The 15683-nt window shown below is 70.8% G+C and carries 19 protein-coding genes; 9 read left to right on the top strand and 10 right to left on the bottom strand.

Annotated elements, in window-relative coordinates:
• Positions 1-3: 3 nt before the first annotated feature.
• The 3 genes from AC3EGR_RS24955 to AC3EGR_RS24945 form a co-directional block, all read right to left on the bottom strand.
• Positions 4-678 carry a phosphoglycolate phosphatase gene (locus tag AC3EGR_RS24955; protein WP_488549234.1) on the bottom strand — a complete coding sequence of 225 codons (675 nt, stop codon included), beginning with the start codon at positions 676-678 and terminating at the stop codon, positions 4-6.
• A gap of 75 nt (positions 679-753) precedes the next feature.
• Positions 754-984, bottom strand: a complete 231-nt coding sequence (locus AC3EGR_RS24950) for a hypothetical protein (RefSeq protein ID WP_488549233.1) — start codon at positions 982-984, stop codon at positions 754-756.
• Positions 985-1125: 141 nt separating this feature from the next.
• Complete coding sequence (locus AC3EGR_RS24945; RefSeq protein WP_488549232.1) at positions 1126-3282, bottom strand: catalase; 2157 nt, start codon at positions 3280-3282, stop codon at positions 1126-1128.
• Between the two features lie 402 nt (positions 3283-3684).
• On the opposite strand from AC3EGR_RS24945, the gene AC3EGR_RS24940 reads away from it, so the two are divergent.
• Entirely contained in the window at positions 3685-3993 is a 309-nt protein-coding gene (locus AC3EGR_RS24940; protein ID WP_488549231.1) for a hypothetical protein, read from the top strand.
• On the opposite strand, the gene rpe is transcribed toward AC3EGR_RS24940, so the two are convergent.
• Complete coding sequence (gene rpe / locus AC3EGR_RS24935) at positions 3990-4679, bottom strand: ribulose-phosphate 3-epimerase (RefSeq protein ID WP_488549230.1); 690 nt, start codon at positions 4677-4679, stop codon at positions 3990-3992. The two genes, AC3EGR_RS24940 and rpe, sit on opposite strands and share 4 nt — an antisense overlap.
• A gap of 53 nt (positions 4680-4732) precedes the next feature.
• Here rpe and apaG point away from each other — a divergent pair, with 53 nt between their 5' ends.
• The 8 genes from apaG to AC3EGR_RS24895 are packed head-to-tail and all read left to right on the top strand — an operon-like array spanning position 4733 to position 10972.
• Complete coding sequence (gene apaG / locus AC3EGR_RS24930; protein WP_488549229.1) at positions 4733-5113, top strand: Co2+/Mg2+ efflux protein ApaG; 381 nt, start codon at positions 4733-4735, stop codon at positions 5111-5113.
• 10 nt (positions 5114-5123) lie between these two features.
• Positions 5124-6377: a cation:proton antiporter gene (locus AC3EGR_RS24925; protein ID WP_488549228.1), complete on the top strand. Its 1254-nt coding sequence runs from the start codon at positions 5124-5126 to the stop codon at positions 6375-6377.
• Positions 6378-6396: 19 nt separating this feature from the next.
• Entirely contained in the window at positions 6397-7557 is a 1161-nt protein-coding gene (locus AC3EGR_RS24920; protein WP_488549249.1) for a YbdK family carboxylate-amine ligase, read from the top strand.
• Positions 7558-7570: 13 nt separating this feature from the next.
• Complete coding sequence (gene thiL / locus AC3EGR_RS24915) at positions 7571-8533, top strand: thiamine-phosphate kinase (RefSeq protein WP_488549227.1); 963 nt, start codon at positions 7571-7573, stop codon at positions 8531-8533.
• Complete coding sequence (locus AC3EGR_RS24910; RefSeq protein WP_488549226.1) at positions 8530-9021, top strand: thermonuclease family protein; 492 nt, start codon at positions 8530-8532, stop codon at positions 9019-9021. Before thiL ends, AC3EGR_RS24910 begins: the two co-directional genes overlap by 4 nt.
• Before the next feature lie 14 nt (positions 9022-9035).
• Entirely contained in the window at positions 9036-9581 is a 546-nt protein-coding gene (locus AC3EGR_RS24905) for a phosphatidylglycerophosphatase A family protein (protein WP_488549248.1), read from the top strand.
• A complete protein-coding gene (locus AC3EGR_RS24900; RefSeq protein WP_488549225.1) occupies positions 9578-10060 on the top strand; it encodes a CinA family protein in 483 nt (160 codons plus the stop codon). Before AC3EGR_RS24905 ends, AC3EGR_RS24900 begins: the two co-directional genes overlap by 4 nt.
• 18 nt (positions 10061-10078) lie before the next feature.
• Positions 10079-10972 (top strand): alpha/beta fold hydrolase, encoded by an 894-nt coding sequence (locus AC3EGR_RS24895; protein ID WP_488549224.1) that lies wholly within the window; start codon positions 10079-10081, stop codon positions 10970-10972.
• Here the strand turns inward: AC3EGR_RS24895 and AC3EGR_RS24890 are convergent.
• The 6 genes from AC3EGR_RS24890 to lptB all read right to left on the bottom strand — a co-directional run bounded on the left by AC3EGR_RS24890 (position 10914) and on the right by lptB (position 15579).
• On the bottom strand, positions 10914-11192 hold the full coding sequence (locus tag AC3EGR_RS24890) for a hypothetical protein (protein ID WP_488549223.1): 279 nt from the start codon (positions 11190-11192) through the stop codon (positions 10914-10916). The two genes, AC3EGR_RS24895 and AC3EGR_RS24890, sit on opposite strands and share 59 nt — an antisense overlap.
• A gap of 105 nt (positions 11193-11297) precedes the next feature.
• The gene (locus AC3EGR_RS24885) at positions 11298-11528 is read right to left on the bottom strand and encodes a hypothetical protein (protein ID WP_488549222.1); all 231 of its coding nucleotides are present in this window, start codon (positions 11526-11528) and stop codon (positions 11298-11300) included.
• Positions 11529-11600: 72 nt separating this feature from the next.
• Positions 11601-12008, bottom strand: a complete 408-nt coding sequence (locus AC3EGR_RS24880) for a PIN domain-containing protein (protein ID WP_488549221.1) — start codon at positions 12006-12008, stop codon at positions 11601-11603.
• Positions 11992-13209, bottom strand: coding sequence for a THUMP domain-containing class I SAM-dependent RNA methyltransferase (locus AC3EGR_RS24875; protein ID WP_488549220.1), 1218 nt, complete (start codon positions 13207-13209; stop codon positions 11992-11994). Before AC3EGR_RS24875 ends, AC3EGR_RS24880 begins: the two co-directional genes overlap by 17 nt.
• Positions 13206-14768, bottom strand: coding sequence for an RNA polymerase factor sigma-54 (locus AC3EGR_RS24870; RefSeq protein WP_488549219.1), 1563 nt, complete (start codon positions 14766-14768; stop codon positions 13206-13208). Before AC3EGR_RS24870 ends, AC3EGR_RS24875 begins: the two co-directional genes overlap by 4 nt.
• 25 nt (positions 14769-14793) lie before the next feature.
• A complete protein-coding gene (lptB, locus tag AC3EGR_RS24865; RefSeq protein ID WP_488549218.1) occupies positions 14794-15579 on the bottom strand; it encodes an LPS export ABC transporter ATP-binding protein in 786 nt (261 codons plus the stop codon).
• Positions 15580-15683 lie beyond the last annotated feature (104 nt).

Here is a 15683-nt window from a genome sequence, read left to right as displayed (position 1 = left end):
GGTCTAGCCACGCAGCAGCGGCGCGACCTCGGCGAGCGAATCCACATAGGCGTCGGCGTCGACGGCGCGCACCGGCTCGCCGTGGTTGTACCCATAGGTCACCAGCACCACCGGGCAGCCCGCCGCACGGGCCGCGGCGGCATCGTTGTGCGAGTCCCCCACCATCAGCGTCGCGGCCGGGGCCGTTCCCAGCGCCGCGCAGGTCTTCAGCAGCGGCAGCGGGTCCGGCTTCTTGCGCTCGAAGGCATCGCCGCCGAACACCACCTCGAAGCACGGGGCCAGCCCCTTGGCGCGCAGAAGCTCCTGGGCGAACTCGCCTGGCTTGTTGGTGAGGCACGCGAGGCGCAGGCCCGCGGCGCGCAGGCTGCGGACGCCTTCCACCACGCCAGGATAGACCTCGGCGTGCCGGCCATTGAGGCCGCGGTAGGCAGACTGGTACGCATTCCACGCAGACTCGTACAGCGTCGCGGGCGCGCCGGCGTGCGCCAGCGCGCAGCGGATCAGGTGTTCCGATCCTTTGCCGATGAAGCCCTCGACGACGCTGGCGGACAGCAGTGGCAGGCCGAGCTGGCGCGCCATGGCGTTCAGGGCCGCGGTGAAATCGCCCAAGGTGTCGACGAGCGTCCCGTCGAGATCGATGATCGCCGCCTGGGGCGGGTGGCGAAAGGAAAGAGGCATCGGCCGAGCATAGCGGGGCCGGGCCCCAAGGAAAAAGCCAGGGCCGCGGCCCTGGCTCGGTGGGGGAAGACCGCCTCAGCGCCCGCGGCGGCTGCTGCTGCCTTCGAAGCTTTCGCGATCCAGCTGCATGCGCATCCAGTCGGGACGGCCACCCTGCGGGCGGCCGAAGCGCTGCGCGGGCATCGTCTCGATCGCGCTGCTGCGCACGTAGCCGACCACCTCGCGCTGGCGCTCGGGGTCGGGGGACGCGAAACCGCGGCCGCCGCTCGAATGCTCACGGTCGGTGCCGGAATACCTGGAAGTCATCCGTGTCTCCTGATCAAGTACTGCAGGGCGCCGGGTCAGCCGGCCCTGGGGCCATTGGGCCCGCCGGGACGCCGCTGCGGCGTCGGCGCATCGGTCATCCCCTCGTAGGATTTGTCCCACGGGCGGGCCCGCCCGCCCGCATCAGGCGGGTACCTGCTCAAGCAGCCCGCGTCCCCAGTGGCGGTGCCGGCCGATGGCGGCGATGAAGTCCTGCGCCATCTGCAGCCGCAGCGTCGGCTCGTTGGTGCCGATCACCACCCCGGCCGGCGGCGCCGTATCGGCGTGCACGAGACCGGCCGAACGCAGGATCTCGACCGATTCGCCGATGATGCACAGCGCCTTGCAGTGGCGGTAGGCCTCCAGCAGGAAGTGCACCGCCTGCCCGTCCTTCTGCAGCGCCTGCGCGCTCGCCGCGCCGCCGGGCACCAGCACGGCGTCGAACATCACCGAAGGCATGGTCTGGAAAGTGTGGTCGATCGGCACCTGTTGGCCGGACGACGAGGCGATGAAGCCCAGGTGCGCGGCGACCACCCTTGTCTGCGCGCCTGCATCGAGCAGCGCCTGCTGGATCACCTTGTAGGCACCAAGTTCTACACCTGGCGCCATCACCACGGCCACCTTGCGCGTCTGGATGCTGCCGCCGTTGCCTTCCATGCTCAGCGAAGGCGCCGTTTCCAGGGTGGGCTTGGCGCGCGGCTCGCGAAAGCCCGCCTGTCCGGCCGCGGACTTGGGGTCCGGTGGCCCGATGCCCAGCGGCTCGGCCACCTTGCGCGCGAGCCGCATGTCCACGTGCGCCAGGTTGTCCACGATGCGCTGGCGGATGGCGGGCGTCTCCACGCGGGAAAGCTCGAACTGCAGCGCGGCCACGATGTGCTCCTTCTCGCAGCTGCCCTGGCTGTTCCAGAACAGGGTGGCCTGCGAGAAATGGTCGTCGAAGGTCGGGCTGCGGCGTCGGATCTTGGGCGACTCGAGCGCCTCCTCCTGCGTCTGGAAGCCGTTCTCGCCGCCGTCGACGCGGAATTCGGACCCGCTGCCCAGCGTGTTCGGTTCGTACGCCACCCGGCCGCGGGCGATGCCGGCGCGATGCTGGCCGTCGCGCTGGAAGTTGTGCACGGGGCAGACGCCGCGGTTGATCGGCAGCTCGGCATGGTTGGGGCCGCCCAGCCGCGCGAGCTGCGCGTCGCTGTACGAGAACAACCGCCCTTGCAGCAGGGGGTCGTTGCTGAAGTCGATGCCGGGCACGACGTGGCCGGGATGGAAGGCCACCTGCTCCGCCTCGGCGAAGAAGTTTTCCGGGTTGCGATTGAGCACCAGCCGGCCGACGACGATGACCGGCACCTGCTCCTCGGGGATCAGCTTGGTCGCGTCCAGCAGGTCGATGCCCAGCTTGTCGGCGCGGTCCTCCTCCACCAGCTGCAGGCCCAGCTCCCATTCGGGGAAGTCGCCGCGCTCGATCGCTTCCCACAGGTCGCGCCGGTGGAAGTCGGGGTCGCGGCCGGCGATCTTCATCGCCTCGTCGCCGGCGAGCGCGTGCTTGCCCAGCCGGGGCCGCCAGTGGAACTTGACGAAGTGCGACACGCCGCGCGCGTTGACGAAACGGAAGGTGTGCACGCCGAAGCCTTCCATCATCCGGTAGCTGCGCGGCAGCCCGCGGTCGGACATGAGCCAGAGCAGCGCGTGCGAGCTCTCGGGCATCAGCGACACGAAGTCCCAGAAGGTGTCGTGCGCGGTGGACGCCTGCGGCATGCCGTGGTGCGGCTCCGGCTTCATGGCGTGCACCAGGTCCGGCAGCTTCATCGCGTCCTGGATGAAGAACACGGGCACGCTGCTGCCCACCAGGTCGTAGTTGCCCTCGCGCGTATAGAACTTGACCGAGAAGCCGCGCACGTCGCGCACGGTGTCGGCCGAACCCTGCGCGCCGATCAGGTTGGAGAAGCGCACGAACACGGGCGTGCGGCTGCCCCCCTCCTGCAGGAAGTCGGCGCGGGTGTATTCCACCAGCGGCCGGGTGAGTTCGAAGTAGCCGTGCGCCGCGGCGCCGCGGGCGAACATGACGCGCTCGGGGATGCGCTCATGGTCGAAGTGGGTGAGCTTCTCGCGCAGCAGGAAGTCCTGCAGCAGCGTCGGGCCGCGCGGCCCCGCCTTCAGCGAGTTGTGGTTGTCGGGCAGCACCACTCCCTGGCTGGTGGTGAGCATGCTCTCCGGAGCCTGCGTGAAGGCTTCGAGCTGTTTCTGTCGGGAGGCGACGGCGTCGCCCGCTTTCGCCTTGCGCGCGCTCTCCGTGCGGGAAGAGGCCATGGATCACTCCTGTTGTTGTGGCCCGGTCGGGGAACGGGATCTGCGCTGTTGTGGGGCGCCTCGGCGCCGGGAACCGCTCAGCCGTGGTCCAGGTCGAGGACCACCTCCAGCATGCGGATCAGTGCAACGATTCCGGGCACGGCGATGGCCCCGGCGGCCAGCCAGGTGACGACAGGTGCAATCTCCATTACTTCTCTCCCTTGGGTCATGCGTTGTGTCCCGCATTGGAGCCCGCCTCAACCACATGCCCCGTAGCCCTTCAGCGGGCGAGTTTGTGGGGCAGCACCGTTACAGTCCGTAGGAGTGCTCCCACACACCCTTGGGTATCCCGCCGTCGCCCGCGGCCGCGTCCTACTGTCGGGCGATGCGCCGCGATGCACGATCGCGTGCAAGGAGACCAAGATGCCCAACCTGAACGAAGAGCGCGACGACGACGGCGCGCCTGCGGCGCGCGGCGAGACCCGGCGTGCGCAGGGAGAGAACCAGGCGCCCAAGCCGCGGCAACCGGACGAGCGCGACGAGTCCGCCGACTCGCAGGCGGCCGACAGCACGCAGATCCGCGAGATGGGCGAGCTCGCGCACGATGCAGTGGCCGCGGGTCAGCAGGACACGAGCAAGGCGCAGGAAACCGATGCGACCTACCGACGCATGCGGCAGGGCGCGGAACCCGCGCCCGTGGAAAAACCGAACCGGAACCAGAAGGCGGGTTAAGCGCCCCGCAGCTGCTGGCGCATGGCGTCGATGACGCCCCGGTAGTCCGGCTTGCCGAAGATCGCGCTGCCGGCGACGAAGGTGTCCGCGCCGGCGGCCGCAACGCGCGCGATGTTGTCCGTCTTGATGCCGCCGTCGACTTCGAGCCGCACGTCGCGTCCACTCGCGTCGATACGTCTGCGCGCCTGTTCGATCTTGCGCAGCGTCGAATCGATGAAGCCCTGGCCGCCGAAGCCCGGGTTGACGCTCATGAGGAGCACCAGGTCGATGTCCTCCAGCACCCAGTCCAGCACGTCCAGCGGCGCCGCCGGATTGAAGGTGAGGCCGGCCTTGCAGCCCGCGGCCTTGATCACCTGCACGCTGCGGTGCACGTGCGCCGACGCGTCCGGGTGGAAGCTGATGTAGTCCGCCCCGGCCTCCGCGAACGCCTGCGCCAGTGCGTCCACCGGCTGCACCATCAGGTGCACGTCGATCGGCACCGCGGTGCCGTCGGCCTTCTTCGCATGCGGCTTGAGCGCGGCGCAGACCATCGGGCCGAAGGTCAGGTTGGGCACGTAGTGGTTGTCCATCACGTCGAAGTGGATCCAGTCCGCGCCGGCGGCGATCACGGCGCGGACCTCCTCTCCCAGGCGGGCGAAGTCGGCCGAAAGGATGGAAGGGGCGATGCGGAAGGTGCGCTGGCTCATGGCGCGATTGTCGCAAACACAGCCCGGCCGCGCGCCCGGGTTAGCATTCGCGCATGCCACGCTACGCCTTCGAGGTGAAGGTACTGCCCCAGTTCCTGCCGGAGCAGTCCGCCCCGGGCCAGGGGCTCTGGAGCTTCGCCTACACCATCACGATCCGCAACACGGGTGACGTGCCCGCGCAGCTGATCTCGCGCCACTGGATCATCACCAACGAACTGGGCGAAACCGAGGAGGTCAAGGGCCTCGGTGTCGTCGGCCAGCAGCCGCTGCTGCGGCCGGGGGAATCCTTCGAGTACACCAGCGGCTGCCGCTTGCGCACCGCCAGCGGCAGCATGCGCGGCAGCTACTTCTGCGTCGCCGAGGACGGCGAGCGCTTCGAGGTGGAGATCCCCGCGTTCGTGCTCGACGACGGCGAGCGCCGCGTGCTGCACTAGCGGGCCCGGGATGGACGAGGTCATGGCCATCTGGGCCGAGTGGGTGCGCCCCTCGGCCGGCCTGCCCACGGTGCAATGGTCGCTGCTGCTGGCATTGGCCGCAGCGGTCGGCCACCTGCTGCAACGCTACAGCGGCCTGCCCAAGGTGGTGGGCTATTCCCTCGTCGGCACGCTGGCGGGCCTCGGGGGCTTCTCGGGCGCGGCCTGGCCCTTGCAGGGCGTCGCGCTGTTCCTGCTGGAACTGGGCGTTGCCGTGGTGCTGTTCGAGTCGGGCGGCCGCATCGCCCTGCGCTGGTTCCGCCACAACCCCATGGTGCTGCTGCAAAGCCTGCTGGAGTCGGTGCTCACGGCGATCGCGGTGTACTACGTGCTGCGCTGGCTGGACGTGCGGGCCAACGTGGCCGAAGGCGTCGCGCTGATCGCGATGGCCGCCTCGCCCGCCGTTCTGAGCCGGGTGGTGATGGACACGCGCGCGGCCGGTCCCGTGACCGAGCGCGCGCTGGTGCTGTCCACGCTGAGCACCTTCTACGCGCTGACGCTCGTGGCCGCCCGCGCCGGCACCCTGCACCGGGGCGACTCCGGCCTGTACGCCACGCTGTACCCGGTCGCGGTGGTCCTGGGGGTCTCCTTCGTGGTGGGCGCGCTGGTGGCGCTCGCCATGCGCACGGCGCTGCGTTTCATGAGCCCCGCCAGCGAGAACACCTCGATCCTGCTCGTGGCGCTGATCGCCGCCGGCACCGCGCTGGCCGCGCACTTCGGCGGCTCCGCGCCGCTCGCGGCCCTGATCGGCGGCCTCATGCTCAAGCAGCTGCATCCGCGGCCCTGGGCCTGGAACCGCCAGCTCGGACCGGCGATCTCGCTGCTGACGATGCTCATGTTCGTGCTGGTCTCGGTGGTCGCGTCGAAGGCGGAGTGGAACCCCGGGGTGGCGGGCCTGGTGGCCGCGCTGGTCGTCACGCGCGCCATCTGCAAGGTCGCCGGCGTGGAACTGGCGAACTGGGGCAGCGGCACGAGCTGGCGCCAGGCCTTCTGGGTGGGGTGCGCGATGTCCCCCATGTCCTCGATCGCGTTGCTGCTGGTCTCGCAGTTCGTGAGCTCCTCCAGCACGCTGGGGCCGCGCATCGCCAGCATCGCGCTGCCGGCCATCCTCATGATGGAGATCCTGGGCGCCATCGTCGCCACCTTCGCCATCTACCGCGCCGGCGAGAGCGCCAAGCCCTGGGAGGCGCACGACACCTGGGCACCGGGGGAGCTGCATGGATAGCCGCACGGAGCCGACGCTGATGCAGCCGGCCGGACCGCCCGCGTCCGCGCCGGTGCTCGAGCCCTTCGGCGACTCGCGGGCGCTGTCCCTGGGCGTGGAGCTCGAGCTGCAGCTGGTGAACACGCACGACTACGACCTGTCGCCCTACTCCGACGAGATGCTGCGGCTGCTGGCCCGGATGCCGCTGCCGGGCTCGGTGGTGCCGGAGATGACCACCAGCATGATCGAGATCTCGACCGGCGTGTGCCACTCGTGCACCGACGTGCTGGGGCAACTCACGCAGCTGCGCGACGGGCTGGTGCGCTGCGCCGACAAGCTGAACATCGCCTGCGTGGGCGGCGGCACGCACCCTTTCCAGATGTGGCACGAGCAGCGCATCTACGACCGCCCGCGCTTTCGCCAGCTGTCCGAGCTGTACGGCTACCTGTCCAAGCAGTTCACCATCTTCGGCCAGCACGTGCACGTGGGCTGCCCCGATGCCGACAGCGCCCTGCTGATGCTGCACCGCATGTCGCGCTACATCCCGCACTTCATCGCGCTGTCGGCCAGCTCGCCGTTCGTGCAGGGGCACGACACGCAGTTCGACTCGGCGCGGCTGAACTCGGTGTTCGCCTTCCCCATGTCGGGGCGTGCGCCCTACACCCTGCGCTGGTCGGAGTTCGCGCAGTTCTTCGCCAAGACCACGCGCACCGGCGTGGTCAAGAGCATGAAGGACTTCTACTGGGACATCCGGCCCAAGCCGGAGTACGGCACGATCGAGATCCGCGTCTTCGACACGCCGCTGACCGTGGAAAAGGCGGCGGCGCTCGCCGGCTTCGTGCAGTCGCTCGGCTCCTGGTTCCTGGAGGACGACCCGTTCGTGCCGCAGGAGGACGACTACATGGTCTACACGTACAACCGCTTCCAGGCCTGCCGCTTCGGCCTGGAGGCGGTCTACGTGGAGCCCGCGACCGGCGAGCACCTGCCGCTGCGCGAACACATCCTGCACACCCTGGAGCGCATCGAGCCGCACGCGCGCAAGCTCGGCGCCGCCGCCGCGATCGACCAGTTGCGGCAGTGCGCGGACCTCGGCGCCAACGACGCGCGCTGGCTGCGCGAGATGCAGTCCCGCGAGCGCCTGCTGGCCGAGACGGTGCGCCAGGCCGCCGAGCGCTTCCGGGGCCGCGCGCCCCGGGGGTAAGCTTGCGGCTTCCATGGGCGAATTCGACCTCATCGCGCGCTACTTCACGCGGCCGGTCCGGCGCAACGCGCTGGGCGTCGGCGACGACTGCGCCTTGCTGCAGCTGGCGCCCGGGATGCAGCTGGCCGTCTCCACCGACCTGCTCGTGGAAGGGCGCCACTTCCTGTCCACGGTCCCGCCCGGCGCGCTGGGCCACAAGGCGCTGGCGGTGAACCTGAGCGACCTGGCCGCCTGCGGCGCCCAGCCGCTCGCCTTCACGCTGTCGCTGTCGCTGCCCGGCATCGACGAGGCCTGGCTGGCGGCCTTCGCCGCAGGCATGTTCGCCCTGGCGGACGCGCACGACTGCGAGCTCGTGGGCGGCGACACCACGCGCGGGCCATTGGCGATCAACATCACCGTGTTCGGCGAGGTGCCGGCAGGCCAGGCCCTGCTGCGGTCGGGCGCGCACGCCGGCGACGACGTCTGGGTGAGCGGAACGCTGGGCGACGCGCGGCTGGCGCTGGAGGCCTTTCGCGGCACCGTGTCGCTGCCCGAGCCCGTTTTCGCGGCCGCGCGCGAGCGCCTGGAGCGGCCGGCGCCGCGGGTGGCGCTGGGTCTCGCGCTGCGTGGCATCGCCAGCGCCGCCATCGACGTGAGCGACGGCCTGCTGCAGGACCTCGGCCACGTGCTGCAGCGCTCGCGCGTCGGCGCGACCCTGGAGGCCGCATGCGCGCGCGGGTTGCTGGCGGCTTCCGGCCAGGGACTCGCCCTGGACCCGCAGCGCCGCGAGGACCTCGTCTTCGCCGGCGGCGACGACTACGAACTGGCCTTCACCGCCGCCGCGGCCCGACGCGGCGCGGTCGAGGCTGCCGCCGCGGCGGCCGGCACGCGCGTCACGCGCATCGGCAGCATCACGGCGCAGACCGGCCTGCGCGTGCGCGATGCGCAAGGGCAGCCCCTGGCGCGCGGCTTCCCCGGCTTCGACCACTTCGCATGACACACTGGATCGCCTGGCCGGCGCTGCTGCTCGCCAGCGCCGCGCACGCCGCCGATTTCCGCGCCACCGTCACCTACGTCACCGATGGCGACACGGTCTGGGTGCGGCCGGCGGCCGGCAGCGGCCGGATCGAGCTGCGCCTGCTGGACCTGGATGCGCCCGAAGGCTGCCAGCCCTTCGGAGCCGAGGCGCGCCAGGCCTTGCGCGACCGCGTGCAGGGACAGGTCGTGCAGGTCCACACGCGCGGCACGGACGACTACGGCCGCGAACTGGCGCGCATCGAGCACCGCGGCGAGGACGTAGGCCGCTGGCTGGTGCGCAGCGGCTACGCCTGGTCCATGCGTTTCCACGGCCGCTCCGGCCCCTACGGTGCGCTGGAGGCGCAGGCCCGCCACGAACGCAAGGGCTTGTGGGCCTTGCCCGCTCCGCTGGAGCCGCGCGCCTTCCGCAAGCGTTTCGGGTCCTGCCACGGGCGGGCGCTACCATGACCGGCGTGAGCGAGCTGCCCGCCGACCTGCCCGACCTGCCCGAGCTGCCCGAGCTGTCGCCGCCCCGGCGGCCGACGGTGGCCTTCCTGTTCGCCCACCCGGCGCACCTGGTCGCCCTGGGCTTCGGCTGCGGACTGGCGCCGGTGGCCCCCGGAACCTGGGGCACCTTGTGGGCGTGGATGGTCTTCGTGCTGCTGCAGCAGTGGCTGTCGGCCGCGCAGCTCGGCGAACTGATTGCCTTGTCGCTGCCGGTGGGCTGGTGGGCCTGCACGGTGGCCGCGCGCAACCTGCGCATCGCCGACCCGTCGGCGGTGGTCTGGGACGAGATCGTCTGCTTCTGGATCGTGTTGTGGCTGCTCTTGCCGGCCGGCTGGGTCGCCCAGCTCGCCGCCTTCGCGCTCTTTCGCTTCTTCGACGCGGTCAAGCCCGGTCCGGTGGGCTGGGCGGACCGCAGCTTCAAGGGCTGGGGCTGGCGCGGTGGCTTCGGCATCCTGGTCGACGACTTGGTCGCGGCCTTCTGCACCCTGCTCGTGCTCGCGCTCTGGAGGACCTGGACATGAACGACGACGTCCGCGTGCTGTGCGCGCAGCTCGCCGAGCGCCTGCAGGGCCGGGGCTGGATGCTGGCCAGCGCCGAAAGCTGCACCGGTGGCCTGATCGCCGCGGCGTGCACCGAGTTGAGCGGGTCCAGCAACTGGTTCGAGCGCGGCTTCGTCACCTATTCCAACGAAGCCAAGACGGAGCTGCTGGGCGTGGACGCCGCGCTGATCGCGCAGCACGGCGCCGTCAGCGAGGTGGTCGCGCGGGCCATGGCCTTCGGCGCCGTGCGGCACTCCCGCGCCCAGGCGAGCGTCGCCGTCACCGGCGTCGCCGGCCCCACCGGCGGCTCGCCGCAGAAGCCGGTGGGCACGGTCTGGTTCGGCTTCCAGGTGGACGGGCAACTCACCAGCGAGACGCTGCGCTTCGACGGCGACCGCGCCGCCGTACGCGAGGCTACCGTGCGGCACGCCTTGCAGCGGCTGCTGCAACTGCTACCCTGAGCCGCGGGGAGGACCGCCATGGCCTGGTTCGAGGGATTCGACAGCGAGGACCTGCCGGTGGCCGGTGGCCACATCCACCTGCGTCGCGGCGGCCGGGCCGGGGCGCCGGCGCTGCTGCTGCTGCACGGCTTTCCCCAGACGCACGCGATGTGGCACCGGGTGGCGCGCGAGCTCGCGCGCGACTTCTTCCTGGTGATCCCCGACCTGCGCGGCTATGGCGATTCCCTGAAGCCGGCCGGCCTGCCCGATCACGCCAACTACAGCAAGCGGCAGATGGCCCAGGACATGGTGGAGGTCATGCTGGCGCTGGAGCGGCCGCGCTTCTTCCTGTGCGGCCACGACCGCGGGGCCCGCGTCGCGCACCGGCTGGCGGTGGACCATCCCGATCGCGTCCAGCGCCTGGCGCTGGTCGACATCGCGCCCACGCTGGACATGTACGCGGCGACCAACATGGACTTCGCGCGCAGCTACGATCACTGGTTCCACCTGATCCAGCCCGCGCCGCTGCCCGAGAAGATGGTCGGTGGCGACCCGCGCTTCTATCTCCGCGCCAAGCTGGGAAGTTGGGGCGCCGGCGGCCTGTCCCACCTGGAACCGGAGGCACTGGCGGAGTACGAGCGGTGCTTCTGCCGCGCCGAGGCCATCCACGCGGCCTGCGAGGACTACCGCGCCAGCGCCGGCATCGACCTGGAGCACGATCGCGACAGCCGCGCACGGAAACAGCGCATCGCGTGCGACACGTTGGTGCTCTGGGGAGAGCGCGGCCTGGTGGGGAGGATGTTCGAGCCGCAGGCCCTGTGGCAGGCGCAATGCGCCGCGCAGGTCACCGGGCGGGCCATGCCCGCCGGGCACTTCATTCCTGAGGAACTGCCCGGCCCGACGGCCGATGCGCTGCGCGCTTTCTTCGGTTGACCAGCCGCGGCAGCAGGAAAGTGCGCCGCAGGCTGTCCGTCGCGGTGGCGGCGGTGGACTTCATGTCGTGCCCCAGGCTCGCGAGCTCCTCGTCGAGTTCCTCGATGCGGTCCGCCCAGCGGCCGGTTTGCATCTGCTCCATGGCGAGCACCATCCGCAGCGCCAGCAGGTTGCGCACCAGCCTGGCATTGCGGTCTTCGGGGAAGGGTGTCTCGCTCACGGCATCGTTCTCTTGGAGTGCTCCTAGCATCACACGTGCCTGATGCGTGGCGTGTCGGACCGGGGCCTTTGTCACCTTGGCTTGCACCTACCTCGCGCGTAGTACTCAGGCGACCGGAAAGGCCATCCGCCCGCTTCCCCGGCAGTGGAGGCAGGTCAGGTAGAGCTGGCCGGGTGCGGGGTCGAGCGCCGGTTCGTACCGGAACCAGCCACCGGCGCCCAGGCACTCCTCGCAGTGCGTCGCCTGTGCCGCGAGGATGGCGGCGTGGTCGGAAGCGGGGAGGTCGAGGGAGAGGAGTTCGGCCATGGCGTGCGTGGGCTTGGGTGTGCCCGCCACGGTAGCGCGCCTGCTGGGCCGCAAAGTCAGTGGCGGAACGCGCCGCGCGTAGGAAACAGGCGCTACCGGGCGTTACGAAGCCCAGCAGGGCAGCGCGCGTACGTCGAGCTGCGCCAGGCGCTTGCGCATGCGCAGGACTTCGTGGTCCTTGCTCAGCAGGGTGCAGCGGTGCTCGACCGCCAGGTCGATGAACTTCTGGTCGTCCGGATCGCCGCAGGTGACCGGCGCCTTGGCCGGACTGTCGTGCAGGCGCGCGTGCCGGTCGAAGTCGCCCAGGACGGCGCCCGGACTGCCGCGATGGAAGGCGACACGCGGCGCCAGCTTGGGATAGGCGAGCACCCGGGCGAGCTCTTCGCGCATGGCCGGCGTGGCCAGCCACTGCAGCGCGCCGCTCTCCAGCCCGTCCTTGAGTGCCTGCGCCCGGGGATCGCCGAACACCAGCAGGTCCAGCACCACGTTGGTGTCAAGCACCAGGCGCATCGGGCTTGCGCGCCGAACCGGCGACCATGTCGAAGCGGAACAGCCGGCATTCGATCGGGCCGTTCCACATCGGCACCCGGCGCGACTCCTTCAGGCGCATGCGCGTGGGCAGCTTGGGATCGGGCACCAGGACCCAGCCGGTCCACCCCGCGTAGTTGCGCTTCCAGTGGGACGCGAGCTGGGTGAAGAAGTCGCCGGCGTGCTCCATCTGTGCCTGCTCGCGCCCGCCCCGGCCGTGCCCCGCGACACCAGCCACCTCGATGCGCTCGCCGTAGGGCGGGTTGAGCAGCATGACGCCGGGCGTCTCGCTCGGCGGCATGCGCTGCAGGGCGTCGCCGCCGCGCAGCTGCACCGCGTGCGCGACGCCGGCGCGTTCGGCGTTGCGCTGCGCGAAGTCGACCATGCGGAAGGCCACGTCGCTGCCGAACACCGGCGCCGTCGGCGCGCGCCGCGCCGCAAGGGCCTCGGCCTTCAGCGCCTGCCAGTCGCTTGCCGCGTGCGGCTTCAGCCGCTCGAAGCCGAAGCGGCGCAGCAGGCCGGGCGCGATGTTGCAGGCGACCTGGGCCGCTTCGATGGCGATGGTGCCGCTGCCGCAGCAAGGGTCGTACAGCGGCACGGTCGCGTCCCAGCCGCTGGCCGCGATCATCGCCGCGGCCAGCGTTTCCTTCAGCGGCGCCTCGCCCTTGTCCTCGCGCCAGCCGCGCTTGAACAGCGGCTCGCCCGAGGTGTCGATGTAGAGCGTGACGTCCTCGGCCGCCAGGTGCGCGAAGATGCGCGCCACCGGCCGGTGCGTGTCGACGTCGGGGCGCACGCCGCCGTGCGCGCGGAAGCGGTCGGCGACGGCGTCCTTGATGCGCAGCGCGGCGAAGTTGAGGCTTTTCAGCGGGCTCTGGTGCGAGGTGAGTTCGATCTTGAAGCTGTCGCGCGCCGTGAACCACTCTTCCCACGCGACGGCGCTGGCCACCTCGTAGAGCTCCTGCTCGCCCCGGTAAGGCTGGTGCGCGAGTTCGACCAGCACACGCTGCGCCAGGCGGCTGTGCAGGTTGAGCTTCATCACCTCGGTCCAGGTCGCCAGCAACTGCACGCCGCCGCGGGCCGTGCGCAGGTCGCGGCCGCCCTCGCCGCAGATGCGCGCGACCTCGTCGCGCAAATACATTTCCACCCCGCCGGCGCAGGGCAGGAACAGTCTCAGGTCTTTCACAATTCCTTCCGCAGGTTGGCTGGCGCGATCCGCAGCGCTTCACGGTATTTCGCAACGGTCCGGCGCGCGCACTCGATGCCCTGCTCCCGGAGCATCTCGGAGATCTGGCTGTCCGACAGCGGCTTCTTGTTGCTCTCGGCCGCGACGAACTGCTTGATCAGCGCGCGCACGGCGGTGCTCGAGGCGTTGCCGCCCGTCTCGGTGCCGAGCGCGGAGCCGAAGAAGTACTTCAGCTCGAAGGTGCCGTAGGGCGTGGCCATGTACTTGGCGGTGGTGACGCGCGAGATGGTCGACTCGTGCAGGCCGAGTTCGTCCGCGATCTCCCGCAGCACCAGCGGCCGCATCGCCAGCTCGCCGTGGATGAAGAAATTGCGCTGCCGCTCGACGATGGCGCCGGACACGCGCAGGATGGTGTCGAAGCGCTGCTGGATGTTCTTGATGAACCAGCGCGCCTCCTGCAGCCGCTGCTGCAGCGCCTGGTGGCCTTCGCCGCGGTGGGCCTTGAGCGCGCCGGCGTAGACGTCGTGCACGCGCAGGCGCGGCATCACGTCCGGATTGAGCTGCACGCGGAAATTGGCGCGCGCGCCGCGCCCGACCTGGGTGACGATCACGTCCGGGATGACGATGTTGCGTTCGACGTCGATGAAGCGGCGGCCCGGTTTGGGCTCCAGCCGGGTGATCATGGCGATGGCCGACTTCACCTGCGCGTCGGTGCCGCCGCACAGCTGCGCCAGGCGCTTCACGTCGCGCTTGGCGAGCAGGTCGATCGGCTGCTGGCACACCTTGATCGCGATGGGGCACACCTCGTCGGCGGGCCGCGCGTCCTGCAGCACCCGCAGCTGCAGCATCAGGCACTCGGCCAGGTTGCGCGCGCCCACGCCGGGCGGATCCAGGTTCTGCAGCAGGTGCAGCGCCACCGTGAAGCGGTGCACCAGCTCCTCGTGCTGCTCCAGGTCGTCCGGCGCCAGGCTGGCGGCGATTTCCTCCAGCGTGTCCTCGAGGTAGCCGTCGTCGTTGAGCGACTCGATCAGGTAGCGCAGCGCCACGCGGTCGACCTCGGACTGGCGCAGGGCGAGCGCCTGCCGGTGCAGCCAGGACTGCAGCGACTCGTTGCCGCGCGCCAGCTCCGTCGCGTCGACCTCGTCGTCCTCGCCCGTGTTGTTGCGGCGCGCGGCCTGGGCTTCGCCGCCCCACTCGCCGTCGTCGGGCACCGTCTCGGTGGTGCCGTCGCCCTCCCAGTTGGGGGCGTTGTCCTCGCCGTACTCGGGCGCGTCCGCCTCGGCGGGTGCCGACGCAGCGCTGGTCTCCGCGCCCACGGCGCTGCCTTCGTAGGCCGACTCGGCGTCGCCGTCGTCGTTGGCGCGCGCGTCGGAAGCAGCGGGGCCGAACTCCTCGGGCCCCTCCTCCACCTGCACTTCCAGGAAGGGGTTGTCGTCCAGCATCTGCTGGATCTCCTGGCTCAGCTCCAGCGTGGACAGCTGCAACAGCCGGATCGACTGCTGCAGCTGGGGCGTCAACGCGAGGTGCTGCGAGACGCGCAGCGAAAGTCCCTGCTTCATACGGACAGCGGAATTGCTTCCTGCCTCACATCCGGAAGTGCTCGCCGAGGTAGACCCGGCGCACGTCTGCGTTGTTGACGATGTCCGCCGGCGTGCCCTGCGCCAGCACCCGGCCCTCGCTGATGATGTAGGCGTGGTCGCAGATGCCCAGCGTCTCGCGCACGTTGTGGTCGGTGATCAGCACGCCGATGCCGCGCGACTTGAGGAAGCCGATGATGCGCTGGATCTCGATGACCGCAATCGGGTCGATGCCGGCGAAAGGCTCGTCCAGCAGGATGAAGCGCGGCTGCGTGGCCAGCGCCCGCGCGATCTCCACGCGCCGCCGCTCGCCGCCCGACAGGGCCACGGCCGGCGAATCGCGCAGGTGGTCCACCCGCAGGTCCTGCAGCAGGCGCGTGAGGCGCTTTTCGATCTCCTCGCGCGACAGGGCCTGGCCCTGCGCATCGCGCTGCAACTCCAGCACGGCGCGCACGTTGTCCTGCACGTTGAGCTTGCGGAAGATGGACGCTTCCTGCGGCAGGTAGGACAGGCCCAGGCGCGAACGCCGGTGGATGGGCATGTGCTCCACGGCCCGGCCGTCGATGGCGATCTCGCCGCCGTCGGCGCGCACCAGGCCGACGATCATGTAGAAGGACGTCGTCTTGCCCGCGCCGTTGGGCCCCAGCAGGCCCACGACCTCGCCCTTGGCGACCGACACGGACACGTCCTGCACGACCTTGCGGCCGCTGTAGGACTTCTGCAGGTGGCGCGCTTCCAGCCGGCTCTCGGTCTCCGTGGCCGGCGGCGCGTGCACCGTTTCCGCATCTCCCATCAGCGCGACTCCGGGGCGAGGCTGCTCGCCGGCCGCGCCCGCGCCGATGCCGCGGGCCGCGGCGCGGAGGCGGCAGCGGCGGCCGCGGAGGCCGAACCGGCCGA

Source organism: Ramlibacter sp. G4-7 (assembly GCF_057784995.1).
The sequence above is the reverse complement of the archived record's forward strand: the minus strand, read 5'-3'. Positions and strand labels throughout refer to the sequence as shown.